Raw genomic sequence first — 15,243 nt, 5'->3', positions numbered from 1 at the left:
CGCAGTTGTTTTGGTGTGGAACGCCTATGACCCGACGCAGAACCGCCGTCGAGCGTTCCTTCAGCGGAGTGACAGGCCGCCGCCGTCCGGCGCCGAGGTGAGACTTCGCGCCCATGGAGCGTTCAACAATGGGCGCGAACTCTCACCTCGGCGCTGCCAGACCCGCCACTTACGGCACCGGCGGTGGGGGCTAGAGGTCGCGGAGGGACCGGAGGGCCGCGGCTGTCAGGACCCGGATCCCCAGTCCCAGGGCGCGTTCGTCGAGGATATAGTCTCCGCGGTGCAGATCGTACTCTTCGCCGCCGCGGGTCTTGGTACCTAGCCGCATCATGGCTCCCGGAAGGTCCGCGAGGAACCAGGCGAAGTCCTCGCCACCCATGGACTGCGGGGTCAGGACCACGGCGCCTTCGCCGATCTCGGCGCGCGCGGCGGCCTCGATCAGGGCAGTTTCATGTTCCGAGTTCACCACCGGAGGCACGCCGCGGGTGTGTTCGAGATGCACGTCGACGCCGTAGGGCGCCGCGATCTGCTGCACGACGTCGTCGAGGATCTTCCCGGCACTGTGCCAGGCGTCGCGGTCCAGGCAGCGCATGGTGCCGGCCATGTACCCGCTGGCCGGAATGGCGTTGGGTGCCGAACCGGCGGAGATCTGGCCCCAGACCACGGACACGCCGCTGCGGACGTCCACCCGGCGGGAGAGCACCGCCGGGACGTTGACCGCGATCTGCGCGAGGGCGAAAACGAGTTCCTCGGTCAGGTGCGGCCGTGAGGTATGGCCGCCGCGTCCGGTCAGTTCAATCTTGATCGTGTCCGAGGCTGAGGTGATGGCGCCTATCCGGGTGCCGATCCGGCCCACGTCGATCCGGGGATCGCAGTGCAGGGCGAAGATGCGGGGCACGCCCACGAGGACCCCCTGCTCGATGCAGGCCTGGGCGCCGCCGGGCATGGTTTCCTCGGCCGGCTGGAAGATGATCCGCACCGAACCGCGCAGTGGTTTCTGCTCGTGCATGCGCTGCAGGATCAGGGCGGCACCGAGCATGGTGGTGGCATGGACATCGTGGCCGCAGGCATGCGTGACGCCGTGGTTCTTCGACGCAAACTCGAGGCCGGTTTCCTCGATGATGGGCAGGGCGTCGATGTCGCCGCGGAGGGCGGTGGCGATGGGGCCGTCGCCGATATCCACTGTCAGGCCGGTGCCTTCGAGCCGGCGGGGCCTAAGCCCGGCTTCCTCGAGCCGCTTCACGAGTTTGTCCGTGGTGCGGAACTCTTTGAACGACAGCTCCGGGTGCGCATGCAAGTCACGGCGGAAAGCGATCAGCTCCGGCAGGATCGGCTCCAGCCACGGCCCCACCAAAGGGGTGGGCTCAGCTTCAGTAGTGTAATTGCGCACGGCATAACTCTAGCGAGCGCACAACAAATAGCGGCATCGCCTACGGCGCGTTACGGGTTGCGGAACATCCGGCGCAGATCCACCCGGCGCGGATCTAGAGGACGTCGGTGTCGCCGCTGGCCTTGAGGGCGTCCACGGCCTGCTTCACGCGCTGGGAGTGTTCTTTGGTGGTGACCAGCAGGGCATCCGGGGTGTCGACAATGACCACGTCCTTGATGCCGATCAGGGCTATCACGCGTTTGGTGTCGGAAACGACGACGCCGCTGGCGTTTTCGGTAAAGACGCGGGCGCCCTCGCCGATCACGGTGACGTCATCGACTTCCTTGGCGCTGTTGAGCCTTCCCACCGAGGCGAAGTCCCCGACGTCGTCCCAGCGGAAGGTTCCGGGGACCACCGCGACGTCGCCGGCGGCAGCGGCCGGTTCTGCGACGGCGTAGTCGATGGCGATCTTGGGGAGGGTGGGCCAGACGCGGGCCGTGACCTCGTCGCGCTGCGGCGTGTCCCAGGCCTTGGCGATTTCCTGCAGCCCGGCAAAGAGTTCGGGCTGGTTGGCTTCCAGGTGCTTGAGCATCAGCGAGACGGGGGCGACGAACATGCCCGCGTTCCAGACGTATTCGCCGCTGTCCACGTACTGCTGGGCGACTTCCTCGCTCGGCTTCTCCACGAACTCGACGACGGCTTGGGCGCTCGGGGCGCCGGGCACGCTGAGGTTCTGGCCCGCCCGGATGTAGCCGAAGCCCGTGGACGGGTGGGTCGGCTTAATCCCGATGGTGACGATCTTGCCGGCCGCGGCGGTGTGGATGGCCTCCCGGACGGCATCCTGGAAAAGGTTGTCCGGGCTGATGACCTGGTCTGCGGCGAAGGAGCCCATGATGGCGTCCGGGTCCCGCTCATGCAAAATGGCCGCGGCAAGGCCGATAGCCGCGCCGGAATCCTTCGGCTCGCTTTCGAGCACCAGATCGGCATCCTGGATCTCGGGAAGCTGACGGCAGACGGCCGCGCGGTGGGCGGTTCCGGTCACCACGAGGACGCGTTCGCCGGCCAGCGGCTCGAGGCGGTCGTAGGTTGCACGCAGCAACGTGCTGCCCGAACCCGTGAGGTCGTGCAGGAACTTCGGGGCAGCGGCCCGCGACAGGGGCCAGAGGCGGGTCCCCACACCGCCCGCCGGAATCACCGCAATAAAACGGCTCAGGGGTGAATCTTGGTTTGTCGCTTCGTCAGTAGTCATCACCGCCACTTTAGCCGAACGGAATTGGGACGCCCTTTAACCTGGCCCCGGACACCGCCGCAGGACCCCCGCAGTCCCAGAGGAATGTGGCGTTCGTCTCAAAACCGGCCGAAAACCCCGCCGGTCGCCGTCACCGACGGGTGGCTGAATTGAATAAGCTGTGGGCGGAGCCTAGATTTAGGCTTGAGCTTACGAGTGCTCTCGCAGCAGGCGTTCCCCCCGCGTGGATCCCATGCCAGCGCCGCTGTGTTGCAGGGAGGTTTATTCAGTGCCGACAAAACCAGCTGGCACCTTGTATCGCGGCCGTGAAGGCATGTGGTCCTGGGTTGGACACCGTATTACCGGTGTAGTGATTTTCTTCTTCTTGTTGGTCCATGTGCTGGACACCTCATTGGTGCGTGTGTCCCCCGAGGCCTACAACGCCGTGATCGGCGCCTACAAGAACCCTCTGATGGCCCTGGGCGAAACGGGCCTTGTCGCAGCGATTGTGTTCCACGCCTTCAACGGACTCCGGATCATCGCCGTCGATTTCTGGAAGAAAGGCGCCAAGTACCAGCGCCAGATGCTGTGGACGGTTCTGGCCCTCTGGGTCGTCGTTATGGTGGGTTTCTCCATCCGCCACCTTTCCCTCGCCCTCGGAGGTCACTAAGCCATGAGTGCAACTGAAATCCAGAGTCCCCGCAGCGCAGCGGCGAAGGTCGGCAGCGACCGGATTGCTCCGCAGTACCGCCGCAACGGTGCCTCCCGGGGCAACTTCGAAATGATCGCCTGGCTCTTTATGCGGCTGTCCGGAGTGGTGCTGGTGGTCCTGATCTTCGGGCACCTGACCGTCAACCTGCTCGTGGGTGAAGGCATCAAGGCCATTGACTTCGGCTTCGTGGCCGGCAAGTGGGCCGATCCGTTCTGGCAGGCCTGGGACCTGGCCATGCTGTGGCTGGCGATGCTGCACGGCACGAACGGCGTCCGCACCATCATCAACGACTACGCCGAGAAGGACTCGACTCGTCTTTGGCTGAAGATCGTGCTCTACGCGGCCACCACCGTCATCATCGTCCTGGGCACCCTGGTCATCTTCACCTTTGACCCATGCCCCGTGGTCAACGGCGTCCAGCTGCCCGGCGGCTTCTGCCCCGCGCCGTAGCCGCGCCTAGCGGCGCCGCCGGCCGGGACATCCCGTACTGCGGGTCCCCGCACGGCAACCGATCCTGTCTGCCATGCGCAGGCGGAGGTTTCACCGGGCAGGCTCCGCCTGCCGGTGGTTTGTTAGCGAATTTTGAGAGAAAGAGCGTCTGGTATGCAGGTCCATAAGTACGACGTCGTCATCGTCGGTGCCGGTGGCGCCGGGATGCGCGCGGCGATCGAATCAGGTCAGCGCGCGCGAACAGCAGTACTGACCAAGCTTTACCCCACCCGCTCCCACACCGGCGCGGCGCAGGGCGGCATGTGTGCAGCGCTTGCCAACGTCGAGGAAGACAACTGGGAGTGGCACACCTTCGACACGATCAAGGGCGGCGACTACCTGGTTGACCAGGATGCCGCCGAGGTCATGGCGAAGGAAGCGATCGACGCCGTCCTGGACCTGGAAAAGATGGGCCTGCCGTTCAACCGCACCCCGGAGGGCCGGATTGACCAGCGCCGTTTCGGCGGCCACACCCGCGACCACGGCAAGGCTCCGGTCCGCCGCGCCTGCTACGCCGCCGACCGCACCGGCCACATGATCCTGCAGACGCTGTACCAGAACTGCGTCAAGCACAACGTTGAGTTCTACAACGAGTACTACGTCCTGGACCTGCTGACCGTCGAGGAAGACGCTGTCCGCGAGGACGGCACCCCGTACAAGCAGAAGCGCGTTGCCGGCGTCGTCTCCTATGACCTCGCCTCCGGCGAGCTGCATGTCTTCCAGGCCAAGTCCGTGGTGTTCGCCACCGGCGGCGCCGGCAAGGTCTTCAAGACCACCTCCAATGCCCACACCCTCACCGGTGACGGCATGGGTATCGCATTCCGCCGCGGCATTCCGCTGGAGGACATGGAGTTCTTCCAGTTCCACCCGACAGGCCTCGCCGGTCTGGGCATCCTCCTCTCCGAGGCCGCCCGCGGCGAAGGCGCGATCCTGCGTAACTCCGAGGGTGAGCGCTTCATGGAGCGCTACGCCCCCACCATCAAGGACCTCGCCCCCCGCGACATTGTGGCCCGCTCCATGGCCAACGAAGTGCGTGAGGGACGCGGCTGCGGCCCGAACAAGGACTACGTCCTGCTGGACCTGACGCACCTTGAGCCCGCGCACATCGACGCGAAGCTGCCGGACATCACCGAGTTCGCCCGCACCTACCTGGGCGTCGAGCCGTACACGGAGCCGGTCCCGGTCTTCCCGACGGCGCACTATGCCATGGGCGGGATCCCCACCAACATCAGCGCCGAGGTGCTCCAGGACAACAACACGGTTGTCCCGGGCCTTTACGCCGCCGGCGAGGTGGCCTGCGTGTCCGTGCACGGCTCCAACCGGCTGGGCACCAACTCGCTGCTGGACATCAACGTCTTCGGCAAGCGCGCCGGCATCGCCGCCGCGGAGTACGCCAAGACCGCCGATTTTGTGGAGCTCCCCGCCGACCCGGAAGCCTCCACGCTGGAGCTGCTGGAGCACGTCCGGACCTCGGACGGCACCGAGAAGGTCGCCGCAATCCGCAAGGAACTGCAGGACACGATGGATGCCAACATGCAGGTGTTCCGCACCGCGGACACGCTGAACCAGGTCCTGACGGACATCGCGTCCTTCGAGGAGCGGTACCAGCGCATCAGCGTCCAGGACAAGGGGAAGCGCTTCAACCTGGACCTGCTGGAGGCCGTGGAACTGGGCTTCCTGCTGGAGCTCGCCAAGGTCATGACTGTGGCCGCCCTGCACCGCGAGGAATCTCGGGGCGGCCACTTCCGCGAGGACTTCCCCGAGCGCGATGACGAAAAATTCATGAAGCACTCCATGGCGTACAAGGATGAGCAGGTTCCGGCTGCGGGGGCGGCGGGGACCGCCGCAGTCACCGCCGGGATCCGGCTGGCTACCAAACCCGTGGTCTTTACCCGTTACGAGCCGATGGTGAGGAAGTACTAAAATGACCGCCGAACTTGCTGAGCCAGCCTCCAAGATTGAATTGCCCGCCCACATCGGAGGCGGCGGCGATATTCCCTCCTTCGACGTGCACCTGCGGGTGCGCCGCTACAACCCGGAGGTCTCGGACGAGTCCACCTGGGATGACTTCAAGGTCACCATGTACGGCACCGACCGTGTCCTCGACGCCCTGCACAAGATTAAATGGGAAATCGACGGCAGCGTCTCGTTCCGCCGCTCCTGTGCCCACGGTGTCTGCGGTTCCGATGCCATGCGCATCAACGGCCGCAACCGGCTCGCCTGCAAGACCCTGCTGAAGGATCTGGACACGTCCAAGCCCATCACGGTGGAACCGATCAAGGGCCTCCCGGTGGAGAAGGACCTGATCGTGGACATGGAGCCGTTCTTCCAGTCCTTCCGCGAGGTTATGCCCTTCCTGATCAACCGGGGCCACGAGCCCACCAAGGAACGCCTGCAGTCCGCCGAGGACCGCGAACGGTTCGACGACACCACCAAGTGCATCCTCTGCGCCGCGTGCACCTCGTCCTGCCCGGTGTTCTGGACCGACGGGCAGTACTTCGGCCCGGCGGCAATTGTGAACGCGCACCGCTTCATCTTCGATTCCCGTGATGATGCCGGCGATATGCGCTTGGAGATCCTCAACGACAAGGAAGGGGTGTGGCGCTGCCGCACCACCTTCAACTGCACCGAGGCTTGCCCCCGCGGCATCCAGGTCACGCAGGCGATCGCCGAGGTCAAGCAGGCAATTCTGTCCCGCAAGATCTAGCCACTGCTCTTCCGGAACCGAAGAACCACGACGACGGCGCTCCTCACCTTTTCAGGTGCGGGCGCCGTCGCCGTTATCCCGCTTCGACGACTATTTCGGCGTGGGCCGGGCAGCACCTCGACGCCTGAACCCGGCTGCTGCCGGCCGTTTCCGGGCGCCGGACTCCACGGGCGTCTTGCCAGGCTGCACCTGGCGGGCGCCCCACCCCGTTGTCCTGTTGGCGGGCTCCGTCTTGAGGTCTTCATTCCTGATCGCCGCCCACGCGGCGGCGATCAGGTAGACCTGGCTGACCAGGTTGAACCAGATCAGCAGGCCGATGATGATGGCGAAGGGTGCCAGCAGGGGGTTCCGTCCGGCGTTGGCCAGCAGTTCGGCGCTGAAGACCTGCAGCACAGCCGTGCCCACCGCGGCGAGGATGGTCCCTTCCAGCAGGGCCCGCCGGGCCAGCCTCAGCCCCGCGGCGAGGCGGAACATGATCAGGGCCGTGGCCCAGCCCAGCAGCAGCGGCACGGCGATCTTGACGGAGGTGGTCAGCGGCCCGGCCAGCAGCGGGTCCAGGCTCAGCTGCTCGGTCACCCAGCCCGCGGCTGTGCCAAACACCAGCGAGGCTCCGGCGCTGATCACGAGGGTGACGCCCAGCAACAACAGGGTCCCGGCGTCGTGCAGCCTGAGCAGGACCGGGTTCATCTTCAGCGGGCCGAGCTGCATCATTGCGCGCACGCCGTCGCGCAGTCCGTCGATCCAGCCCAGCGAGGTCACCACGGTCACCACGGCGGCGATGACGGCGGCCCAGCCGAGGCCGCTGGGGTTCAGCAGATCCTGCGGATCCACCAGCCCCTCGCTGCCGTCGACCTTTAGGAGGCCGGGCGCGTTCGTGGCCACGCTGCTGACCACGCGCTCCAGCAGGGCCGGCTGTCCGCGGAGGACCAGGCCGGCCAGCGAGAAGCCGGTGGCCAGCAGACCCGTGATGGAGAAGAACATCCGGAAGCCGATGCCGGCGCTCATCAGCGGACCGTGCTGGCGCCCGTAATGCTGGACGGCGCGCATCGGCCGGAAGGCGTTGAGCCGGGCCAGCAGCCACGGCATCATGGCCAGGAGCGCAGCCGGCCCGCCGTCGCCGGAGCGGCGCGCCTTTCCCCAGTCGACCTTCTTGCGGATTACTTCCAGTTTCAGCCGGGCCAGATCGCTGGGCGGCGGCGGCTCAGCGGGCGTCTGTTGCGCCGTTTGGGTCGTCTGGGCCGCCGTCGTCGTCGTTGGGTTCGATACCAAAGTCAAGCTCTTCCCGTAGCTGCCAAATGCCGTTGTCGTCGTGCTCGTAGAGTCCCATGCTAGCCACCGGGAACGTGGCCCTGTAATCTTTCAGCACCGTTTCGGCCTCATCGAGGCTTTCCGGGGCCACATCGTGCGCAACGGTGACATGCGGGTGATAGGCGAAGGGGAGTTCACACTCCAGCGGCCCGGCCTGCAGCTGCTGGTGCAGGCTCACACAGTCCCCGAAGCCGTCTTCGACGTTCAGGAAGACCACCGGAGAAACCGGACGGAAGGACCCGGTGCCCGCGATGGTGACGGTGAACGGTTCCTGCCTGCGCGCGACCTCGCGGACGTGACTCCGCGTCGCTTCCCAGTCCCGGGTCATCGTGGTGGTCACGAGCGTGATGTGGGCCGGGACGACGCCGGCCAGCGGATCACCGAAGGACGCCCGCCAGCGCTGGAGTTCCGCCGCGATCCTCGTTGGAAACCCGAGAATGACACCGATGCTGATGACGTCGCTCCGCTGTCCGCCCGCCGAAGATTCCCGGGTGTCCTGGGTGTCCGGAGCTGCGTTGCTGCCGGCACGCACAGCGTGGTTCGTGGCGGCTCTACTGACGGAGGACATAGGCCTAGCGGACCCCTGCCAGGCTCAGTGACGGCAGGAATCCCATGCGCTCGTACACCTGCGCGAGCGTTACCGACGCGATTTCGCGGGCACGATCGGCACCCTGGGCCAGCAGCCTGTCCAGCTCGGCCGGATCCGCCATCAGTTCGTGGGTGCGGTTCCGCAGCGGCGTGATGAACTCCACCATCACATCTGCCAGATCCGCCTTCAGATGACCGTACATCTTGCCCTGGTATTCGGTTTCAAGGTCCGGCACCGACTTACCGGTCAGGGTGGAGTAGATGGCCAGCAGATTGGACACGCCGGGCTTGGCCTCCGCGTCGAACCGGACTTCCGTGCCGGTGTCGGTGACGGCGGACTTAATGCGTTTGGCTGCGATCCTGGGGTCTTCCAGCAACTGGATGGAGCCGTTCGGTGACTCACCGGTCTTGGACATCTTGGCCGTGGGGTTCTGCAGGTCGTAGATCTTGGCGTTTGCCTTGAGGATGGTGGCCTCGGGCACGGTGAAGGTTTGCCCGTAGCGGGTGTTGAAGCGCTGAGCCAGGTTGCGGGTCAGCTCCAGATGTTGCCGCTGGTCCTCTCCCACCGGAACCAGGTCCGTCTGGTAGAGCAGGATGTCGGCAGCCATAAGAGTGGGGTAGGCAAACAGCCCCAGCGTCGCCGCGTCGGCGCCGGATTTCTGGGTCTTGTCCTTGAACTGCGTCATGCGGGAGGCTTCGCCGAATCCGGTGATGCAGTTAAGCGCCCAGGCCAGCTGCGCATGCTCGGGAACGTGGGACTGCACGAAGAAAATGCTCTGGTCCGGGTCAATGCCTGCGGCGATGTACTGTGCTGCCACCACCCGGGTGCGCTTGGCAAGCTCGGACGGCTCGAAGTCCACTGTGATCGCGTGGAGATCGGGGATAAAAAACACGGCGTCGTATTCCGACTGCATGTCCACCCAGTTGCGGACAGCGCCGATGTAATTGCCGAGGTGCAGCGAATCCGCGGTGGGCTTCGCTCCCGAGAGAATGCGCTTCTTGGTACCGGGAGTGATCGGGCTTGTCATGATGTGCAGACCTTCAGGGGCTTAGAGCCGGTAGTCCGCTACCAGCGGGGCATGGTCGGAGAAGCGTGTGTCCCAGGACGGTGCCCGGTCAACAACGGCCGACACCGCGGCAGCAGCTAGCGCGGGCGTGGCCATCTGGTAGTCGATCCGCCAGCCGGTGTCGTTGTCGAAGGCCTGGCCACGTTGCGACCACCACGTGTAAGGGCCATCAACGTTACCAGCCAGGCCCCTGTGGACATCTTTCCAGCCGATATCTGCGCCGAAGAAGCGGTCAAAGTATGCGCGCTCCGCGGGAAGGAAGCCTGCACGTTTGACGTTGCCTTTCCAGTTTTTGATATCCAGCTCGGTGTGGCCGACGTTGAGGTCGCCCACCACGAGGGCGTGGTCGCTGTGTTTAGCCAGCTCTGGCAGCCGGTTGAGCATAACATCGAGGAACCGGAACTTGTCGTCCTGTTTGGGGGTGCCGGCCTCGCCGGAGTGCACGTAGGCGCTGACGACCGTCAGCTGCGAGGCGTCGCCCGCCGCGTTGCGCACGGTGTAGTCGGCTTCGACCCAGCGTCCGGCGGTGGCGAAGTAGTCGTCGCCGATGCCCACCCGGGTGGCCAGGGGCTCGTCGCGGGAGGCAATGGCGACGCCGGCGCGGCCCTTGGCCTCGGCTTCCGCGTGCAGGATGTGCCAGCCCTCGCCGAGCAACTGCCGGACGATCGCGTCAGGCGCGCGGACTTCCTGCAGGCAGAGGATGTCCACCCCGCGGGGTTCCAGCCACGCCGCCATGCCATTCTTGTAGGCAGCGCGTAGGCCGTTGACGTTGACTGATGCGATGCGAAGGTGGTCCTTCTTCAATGCCGAGCTCACCGGATCCACTCTAGACGATGGTTCCGGTGACGGGCTCGTCAGTACCGCCGGCGGATTTGATCATGTCCCGCGCGTTGGTTGCCGTGATCTCGATGGTTTCCAGCGCCCGGCGGATCGTGTCCTGGTCCGAGGCTGCGCCCTTGGCGCGCTCCTGCTCCACCACGCGGACCTGCACCTGGACGATTTTGAAGGAGTGATCCAGTTTCAGGTCGCGGACCTCGTCGGCTTCGCGACGGATCTCCGTCGGGCGGGTGCCGCCGGCGTCGGTGCTTACCGACGACGGCGCCCGGCCGGTGGCCGCGTTGAAGGCGTTCTGCGCCTCATTGAGTTTGGCGCCGGCCTTCTTGGCGGCCTTCTGGATGCTGAAGACGACGAAGGCCGCCAGGGCGAGCCAGAACCCGGCGATGATCGCCACGACCCAGCCCACGACGTCGTTCTGGTTGGCCGCAAAGATGACGGCGACGACGAAGGCGACGATGAAGACCATCATCGCGGGTCCGCTGATGCGGAGCATGGAGAACTTGCCTTTGGCGGAGGTGTACGCGGATGGCCTGGAAGAGTTGCCCAAAGATTGCATGAACCCATTATCGCAAACCCCCGCTGCGCCCCGGGCCGCTTCCACCCCGGGCGAACGTTCCGCACCAGCGCCGCCGTCCAGTCCCGCGGGACATGCCCATTCTTCGCACCCGGAACTGGGCACAATGACACTATGTCCACCCGCCGGCCCCGGCGCGGGGCATGTCCCGTCGGGCGGAGCCGTCCGGTCCGAGGATTCTAGGACAGCACCAGGCAGAACGGGTGGCCGCTGGGGTCCGTGTAGACGCGGAAGCTCGCCGTGCCGGCGTCGAGGCTAGTGGCGCCGAGCCGGAGCACTTCTGCTTCGGCAGCGTCGAGGTCCTCGACCAGCACGTCCACGTGCATCTGCTGCGGGTGCTCGGCGTCGGGCCACTCCGGACGGACCAGCCGGTCCACCCGTTGGAAAGCCACGGCGGGCCGGTCGGCGGCGTCGCCGATGGAAATCCAGCCATCGTCCTCCTGGACCCGGATCATGCCCAGCAGCTCCTGGTAGAACACCGCCAGGGTGTCCGGGTCCTCGCAGTCGATGACGAGGGCTTGCCATATGCCAATCATGGTTCTCCTTTTGCGGGGGCGGTCACTTGAGGAACAGCCGGCGGAGCCGTCCGGTGGTCAGCAGCAGCCCGAGGGCGATCATCACCAGGTAGTAGCCGATGTGCAACGCCGTCGCCGGGGTGAACACCCCCACGCTGATCTGGCGCAGCAGCTCCACGCCGTGCCACAGCGGCATGGCCTGGATGAACCACTGGATGTACTGCGGGTACACGCTGAGCGGGTAGAAGGTGGCGCTGAAGAGGAACATCGGCAGCATCACGAAGTTGATCCAGTCCATCTGCTGGAAGGTCTTCATGAAGCTCGTGATGCCCATGCCGAAGCTCGCGAAGCCGAAGGCGATCAGCACCGCGGCCGGGATCATTAGAACGGCCCACGGCGTGGTGATCAGCCCCATAATGCCCATCACGGCGGTGAACCCGGTGGCGTACAGCAGGCCACGCAGCAGGGCCAGGAAGATTTCGCCCATCGCCACGTCCAGCGGTCCGAGCGAGGTGTAGAGCATGCCCTGGTAGAGCTTGGCGAAATTCATCTTGAAGAAGACGTTCCACGTGGAGTCGTAGACGGCACCGTTCATCGCGGAGACGGCCAGCAGTGCGGGGGCGATGTAGGCGGCGTAGGAAATCTCCCCGCCGCCGGGACCCTGCACCGAGCCGACGATCGCGCCCAGGCCTACGCCCATCGAGATCAGGTACAGCACCGGCTCGAAGAAGCCCGAGAGCATGACCATCCAGTTGCTGCTTTTGGTCGCCATCAGCCCGCGGGCGACGACGGCGCGGACGTTGCGGGAGTAGAGCGGTCCGAAGCGCCGGTTGCGGGCGTCCTCGGTGACGCTGGATCCGGATTCCGGGCTCCGGGTGACCGCGCCCATCAGCCCATCCTCTTCACGAACTCGCGCTTGGTGAGGACCCAGCCGGCGGCGGTGAGGGCCAGCAGGAACACCAGGTGCACTGCCGTGAGCAGCGGGGCCTCCTGGTAGCCGTAGCTGAACACCCGGCCCAGTTCGGTGCCGTGCCAGATCGGGGAGATCCAGCCGATCCACCGGATGGCCAGCGGCAGAGTGTCCAGCGGGAAGAACGTGCCTGAGAACAGGAACAGCGGCGTCACGATGAAGCGCATGACCATGGCGAACTGGCCTTTGTCCTCCTTGATCGATGCCGCATAGGCCATCAGCGGCAGCCCGAAGGACAGCCCGGCGAGGGTGGCAACCAGGATCGATACCCAGCCCCAGCCGTTCGGGGAAGCCCCGAACAGTGCCACGACGGCGAAGTAGATGGCCGACTGCAGAAAGAAACGGACCGTGACGGCGATGATCTGACCGAGGGCAATCTGCTCCGGCGTCAGCGGCGAGGCATGCGGGCCGTAATAGACCCGGCGCCACTTGAAGCCGTCCATCACCGGGAAGGTGAACTCGTTGGCGGCCGTCATGACCGCGGCCGAGATCAGCAGGGCCGGGGCGATGAACGTCAGGTAGCTGACACCGCCGAAGATCGACGTGCTGTTGGTGTCCACCAGCGTGGCAAGTCCGACGCCCATGGCGAACAGGTAGGCGACCGGCTGCCCGACGCCGTACATGACGATGGTCCAGCCGTAGCCTTTCATCACCCGCAGGACCTGCTCGGCGTAGTAGAAAGCCCCCCACTTCCGCGCCCGGGCAGCCGATACTGCCGGCGAGTGGGCGCGCAGCGGCGATGCCGCCGTCGTGGTGCCCGACGTCGTGGTGCCCGCCGCCCCGGTGACCCCGTGCCCCGTTGGTCCGGACTGCTCAGTCAACGAGGCTCCTGCCGGTCAGGCGCAGGAAGACGTCTTCCAGCGAGGACCGGCGCACCAGAGAGGTGACCGGCCGGAGTCCCCGGGCGGTCACCTCCTCGAGTGCTGCTTCGCCGTCGTGCGCATAGATCAGGACCCGGTCCGGCAGGGTTTCCAGCCGCTCGCCGATACCTTCGAGCTCGGCTCCGACGGTGCCGTTGCGTTCGGAACCGAAGCGCAGTTCCAGGACCTCGCGGGTGGAATACTCGCGGATCAGGCTGGCGGGCGAACCCTCGGCCATGATCTTGCCCTTGTCCACCACGATCAGGCGGTCGCAGAGCTGCTCGGCTTCGTCCATGTAGTGGGTGGTGAGGATCAGGGTGACGCCCTGCTCCTTGAGCCGGAACAGCCGGTCCCAGAGGATGTGCCGGGCCTGCGGGTCCAGCCCGGTGGTGGGTTCGTCAAGCAGCAGGATGCGGGGCTCATTGATCAGGGACCGCGCGATGGTGAGCCTGCGCTTCATACCGCCGGAAAGCGCATCCACCTTGGATTTTGCCTTGTCCGTGAGTTGGGCGAACTCCAGCAGCTCGTCGGCCTTGGGCTTGAGGTAGCTCATGGGCAGACCGAAGTAGCGGCCGTAGACCAGCAGGTTGTCCCGGACCTTGAGCTCCTCGTCCAGGTTGTCCTGCTGCGGGACGACGCCCAATTGCGCGCGGACTTCCGGGCCGTGCTGGTCCGGATCCAGACCCATGATGCTGAGTTTTCCGGAGGTGCGCTGGGACACCCCGCCGATCATCTTCATGGTGGTGGATTTGCCGGCCCCGTTGGGTCCGAGCAGGCCGAACGCCTCGCCGGCGGGCACCGAGAAGGAGATGCCGTCGACGGCGGTGACCTCGCCGTAGCGCTTGGTCAGGTTTTCGGCGGTGATGACGTACTGCGGCGGGCCGGTGTTGGCAGGGCTGTTCAACTGCGCTTCCTTGGGTGCGGCTTCCTGGCGTGAGGTTTGCTTCGAGACGAGTTCAGGCACCCGAACACGGTAGTGGAAACGGTCGAACTATGAAAGAGTTAATTCGCAAAAAATCCAGACGATTGCCGTTCCGTTATGTCCGGGGGGTATGTCCGGGGGTTAAACGGTTCAGGGCACCGGAGGTGCCTTCCGCTGCCGCGTGGCGTTCCGCTGTTTCCACCACGTTGGCCAGCAGCATGGCCCGGGTCATGGGGCCCACTCCCCCGGGATTAGGCGAAAGCCAGGCGGCGACGCCGGCGGCGGCGGGTTCAACGTCTCCGGTGACCACGGCCTTGCCGGAGCCGTCGTCCACCCGGCTCACGCCGACGTCGAGCACTATCGCGCCCGGCTTGAGGTCCGCCGCCTTGATCATGTGCGGCTGGCCGGCCGCGGCGATCACGACGTCGGCCTGCCGGAGTTCGGCGGGCAGGTCCACGGTGCCGGTGTGGGCCAGGATGACAGTGGCGTTGACGTCCTTGCGGGTGAGCAGCAGCCCCGCCGGGCGGCCGATGGTGACGCCGCGGCCCACCACGAGCACACGCTTGCCGCTGAGGCTGATCCCGTGCCGGGTCAGCAGCTCCACGCAGCCCTTCGGCGTGCACGGCAGCGGGGACTTCATGGGGCCGCTGACGTTGGCCACGAGCCGGCCGAGGTTCATCGGGTGCAGGCCGTCGGCGTCCTTTTCGGGATCCATGGCCTCCAGGATGATGTCCTGGTCGATGTGCCCGGGCAGCGGCAACTGGACGATGTAGCCGGTGCACTCCGGGTTCCCGTTGAGCTCCCGGACCACTGCCAGGAGCTCCTCCTGAGTGGTTTCCGCCGGCAGGTCACGGCGGATGGAGGTGATGCCCACCTCCGCACAGTCCTTGTGTTTGCCGCCCACGTACCAGGTGCTGCCCGGGTCCGAGCCCACCAGAACGGTGCCGAGGCCGGGCACGATGCCCCTGGCTTTCAGCGCGGCGACGCGCCCGGCCAGTTCGGCCTTGATCGTGGCGGAGGTGGCCCTGCCGTCCAGAATCCTCGCGGTGTGGCCGCTGTCTGATGTCGCCGTGCCGGCGGTTTCAATCGTCATCCGG

The 15,243-nt window shown here is 65.9% G+C and carries 16 protein-coding genes; 4 read left to right on the top strand and 12 right to left on the bottom strand.

The genetic code is table 11. The features are described 5' to 3' along the window. Positions 1-190: 190 nt before the first annotated feature. Together AC50X6_RS06495 and AC50X6_RS06490 are read right to left on the bottom strand one after the other, a co-directional pair. Positions 191-1,390, bottom strand: a complete 1,200-nt coding sequence (locus AC50X6_RS06495; RefSeq protein WP_494965430.1) for an amidohydrolase — start codon at positions 1,388-1,390, stop codon at positions 191-193. 94 nt (positions 1,391-1,484) lie between these two features. Beyond that, positions 1,485-2,618 carry a mannose-1-phosphate guanylyltransferase gene (locus AC50X6_RS06490; protein ID WP_494965429.1) on the bottom strand — a complete coding sequence of 378 codons (1,134 nt, stop codon included), beginning with the start codon at positions 2,616-2,618 and terminating at the stop codon, positions 1,485-1,487. A 268-nt stretch (positions 2,619-2,886) separates the two neighbouring features. Between AC50X6_RS06490 and sdhC the strand changes: the two genes are divergently transcribed. From sdhC to AC50X6_RS06470, 4 genes are all read left to right on the top strand, one after another. Then, positions 2,887-3,267, top strand: a complete 381-nt coding sequence (gene sdhC, locus AC50X6_RS06485; RefSeq protein WP_494965428.1) for a succinate dehydrogenase, cytochrome b556 subunit — start codon at positions 2,887-2,889, stop codon at positions 3,265-3,267. 3 nt (positions 3,268-3,270) lie between these two features. Beyond that, positions 3,271-3,759, top strand: coding sequence for a succinate dehydrogenase hydrophobic membrane anchor subunit (locus AC50X6_RS06480; protein WP_494965427.1), 489 nt, complete (start codon positions 3,271-3,273; stop codon positions 3,757-3,759). A 153-nt stretch (positions 3,760-3,912) separates the two neighbouring features. Then, positions 3,913-5,721, top strand: coding sequence for a succinate dehydrogenase flavoprotein subunit (gene sdhA, locus AC50X6_RS06475; RefSeq protein WP_326967967.1), 1,809 nt, complete (start codon positions 3,913-3,915; stop codon positions 5,719-5,721). A 1-nt stretch (position 5,722) separates the two neighbouring features. Then, entirely contained in the window at positions 5,723-6,505 is a 783-nt protein-coding gene (locus AC50X6_RS06470) for a succinate dehydrogenase iron-sulfur subunit (protein WP_326967968.1), read from the top strand. Between the two features lie 90 nt (positions 6,506-6,595). Here AC50X6_RS06470 and AC50X6_RS06465 read toward each other — a convergent pair whose 3' ends face one another. The 10 genes from AC50X6_RS06465 to AC50X6_RS06420 all read right to left on the bottom strand — a co-directional run bounded on the left by AC50X6_RS06465 (position 6,596) and on the right by AC50X6_RS06420 (position 15,239). Next, positions 6,596-7,774, bottom strand: a complete 1,179-nt coding sequence (locus AC50X6_RS06465; protein WP_494965561.1) for a YihY/virulence factor BrkB family protein — start codon at positions 7,772-7,774, stop codon at positions 6,596-6,598. Beyond that, positions 7,707-8,381: a 2'-5' RNA ligase family protein gene (locus AC50X6_RS06460; protein ID WP_494965426.1), complete on the bottom strand. Its 675-nt coding sequence runs from the start codon at positions 8,379-8,381 to the stop codon at positions 7,707-7,709. The genes AC50X6_RS06465 and AC50X6_RS06460 overlap by 68 nt, the downstream gene beginning before the upstream one ends. A 4-nt stretch (positions 8,382-8,385) precedes the next feature. After that, positions 8,386-9,429 carry a tryptophan--tRNA ligase gene (gene trpS / locus AC50X6_RS06455; protein WP_494965425.1) on the bottom strand — a complete coding sequence of 348 codons (1,044 nt, stop codon included), beginning with the start codon at positions 9,427-9,429 and terminating at the stop codon, positions 8,386-8,388. A 21-nt stretch (positions 9,430-9,450) separates the two neighbouring features. Further along, entirely contained in the window at positions 9,451-10,284 is an 834-nt protein-coding gene (locus AC50X6_RS06450) for an exodeoxyribonuclease III (RefSeq protein ID WP_494965424.1), read from the bottom strand. Between the two features lie 10 nt (positions 10,285-10,294). Then, entirely contained in the window at positions 10,295-10,861 is a 567-nt protein-coding gene (locus AC50X6_RS06445; protein ID WP_494965423.1) for a hypothetical protein, read from the bottom strand. A gap of 197 nt (positions 10,862-11,058) precedes the next feature. After that, entirely contained in the window at positions 11,059-11,415 is a 357-nt protein-coding gene (locus AC50X6_RS06440; RefSeq protein WP_494965422.1) for a VOC family protein, read from the bottom strand. 22 nt (positions 11,416-11,437) lie between these two features. After that, on the bottom strand, positions 11,438-12,283 hold the full coding sequence (locus AC50X6_RS06435; protein ID WP_494965421.1) for an ABC transporter permease: 846 nt from the start codon (positions 12,281-12,283) through the stop codon (positions 11,438-11,440). Continuing rightward, entirely contained in the window at positions 12,283-13,185 is a 903-nt protein-coding gene (locus AC50X6_RS06430; RefSeq protein ID WP_494965420.1) for an ABC transporter permease, read from the bottom strand. Before AC50X6_RS06430 ends, AC50X6_RS06435 begins: the two co-directional genes overlap by 1 nt. Continuing rightward, positions 13,178-14,128 (bottom strand): ABC transporter ATP-binding protein, encoded by a 951-nt coding sequence (locus AC50X6_RS06425; RefSeq protein WP_494965560.1) that lies wholly within the window; start codon positions 14,126-14,128, stop codon positions 13,178-13,180. Before AC50X6_RS06425 ends, AC50X6_RS06430 begins: the two co-directional genes overlap by 8 nt. 133 nt (positions 14,129-14,261) lie before the next feature. Continuing rightward, positions 14,262-15,239: a bifunctional methylenetetrahydrofolate dehydrogenase/methenyltetrahydrofolate cyclohydrolase gene (locus AC50X6_RS06420; protein ID WP_494965419.1), complete on the bottom strand. Its 978-nt coding sequence runs from the start codon at positions 15,237-15,239 to the stop codon at positions 14,262-14,264. Positions 15,240-15,243: the final 4 nt, after the last annotated feature.

This window comes from Pseudarthrobacter sp. HLT1-7, from assembly GCF_059383435.1.
This window is presented reverse-complemented; position numbering and strand designations above follow the sequence as displayed.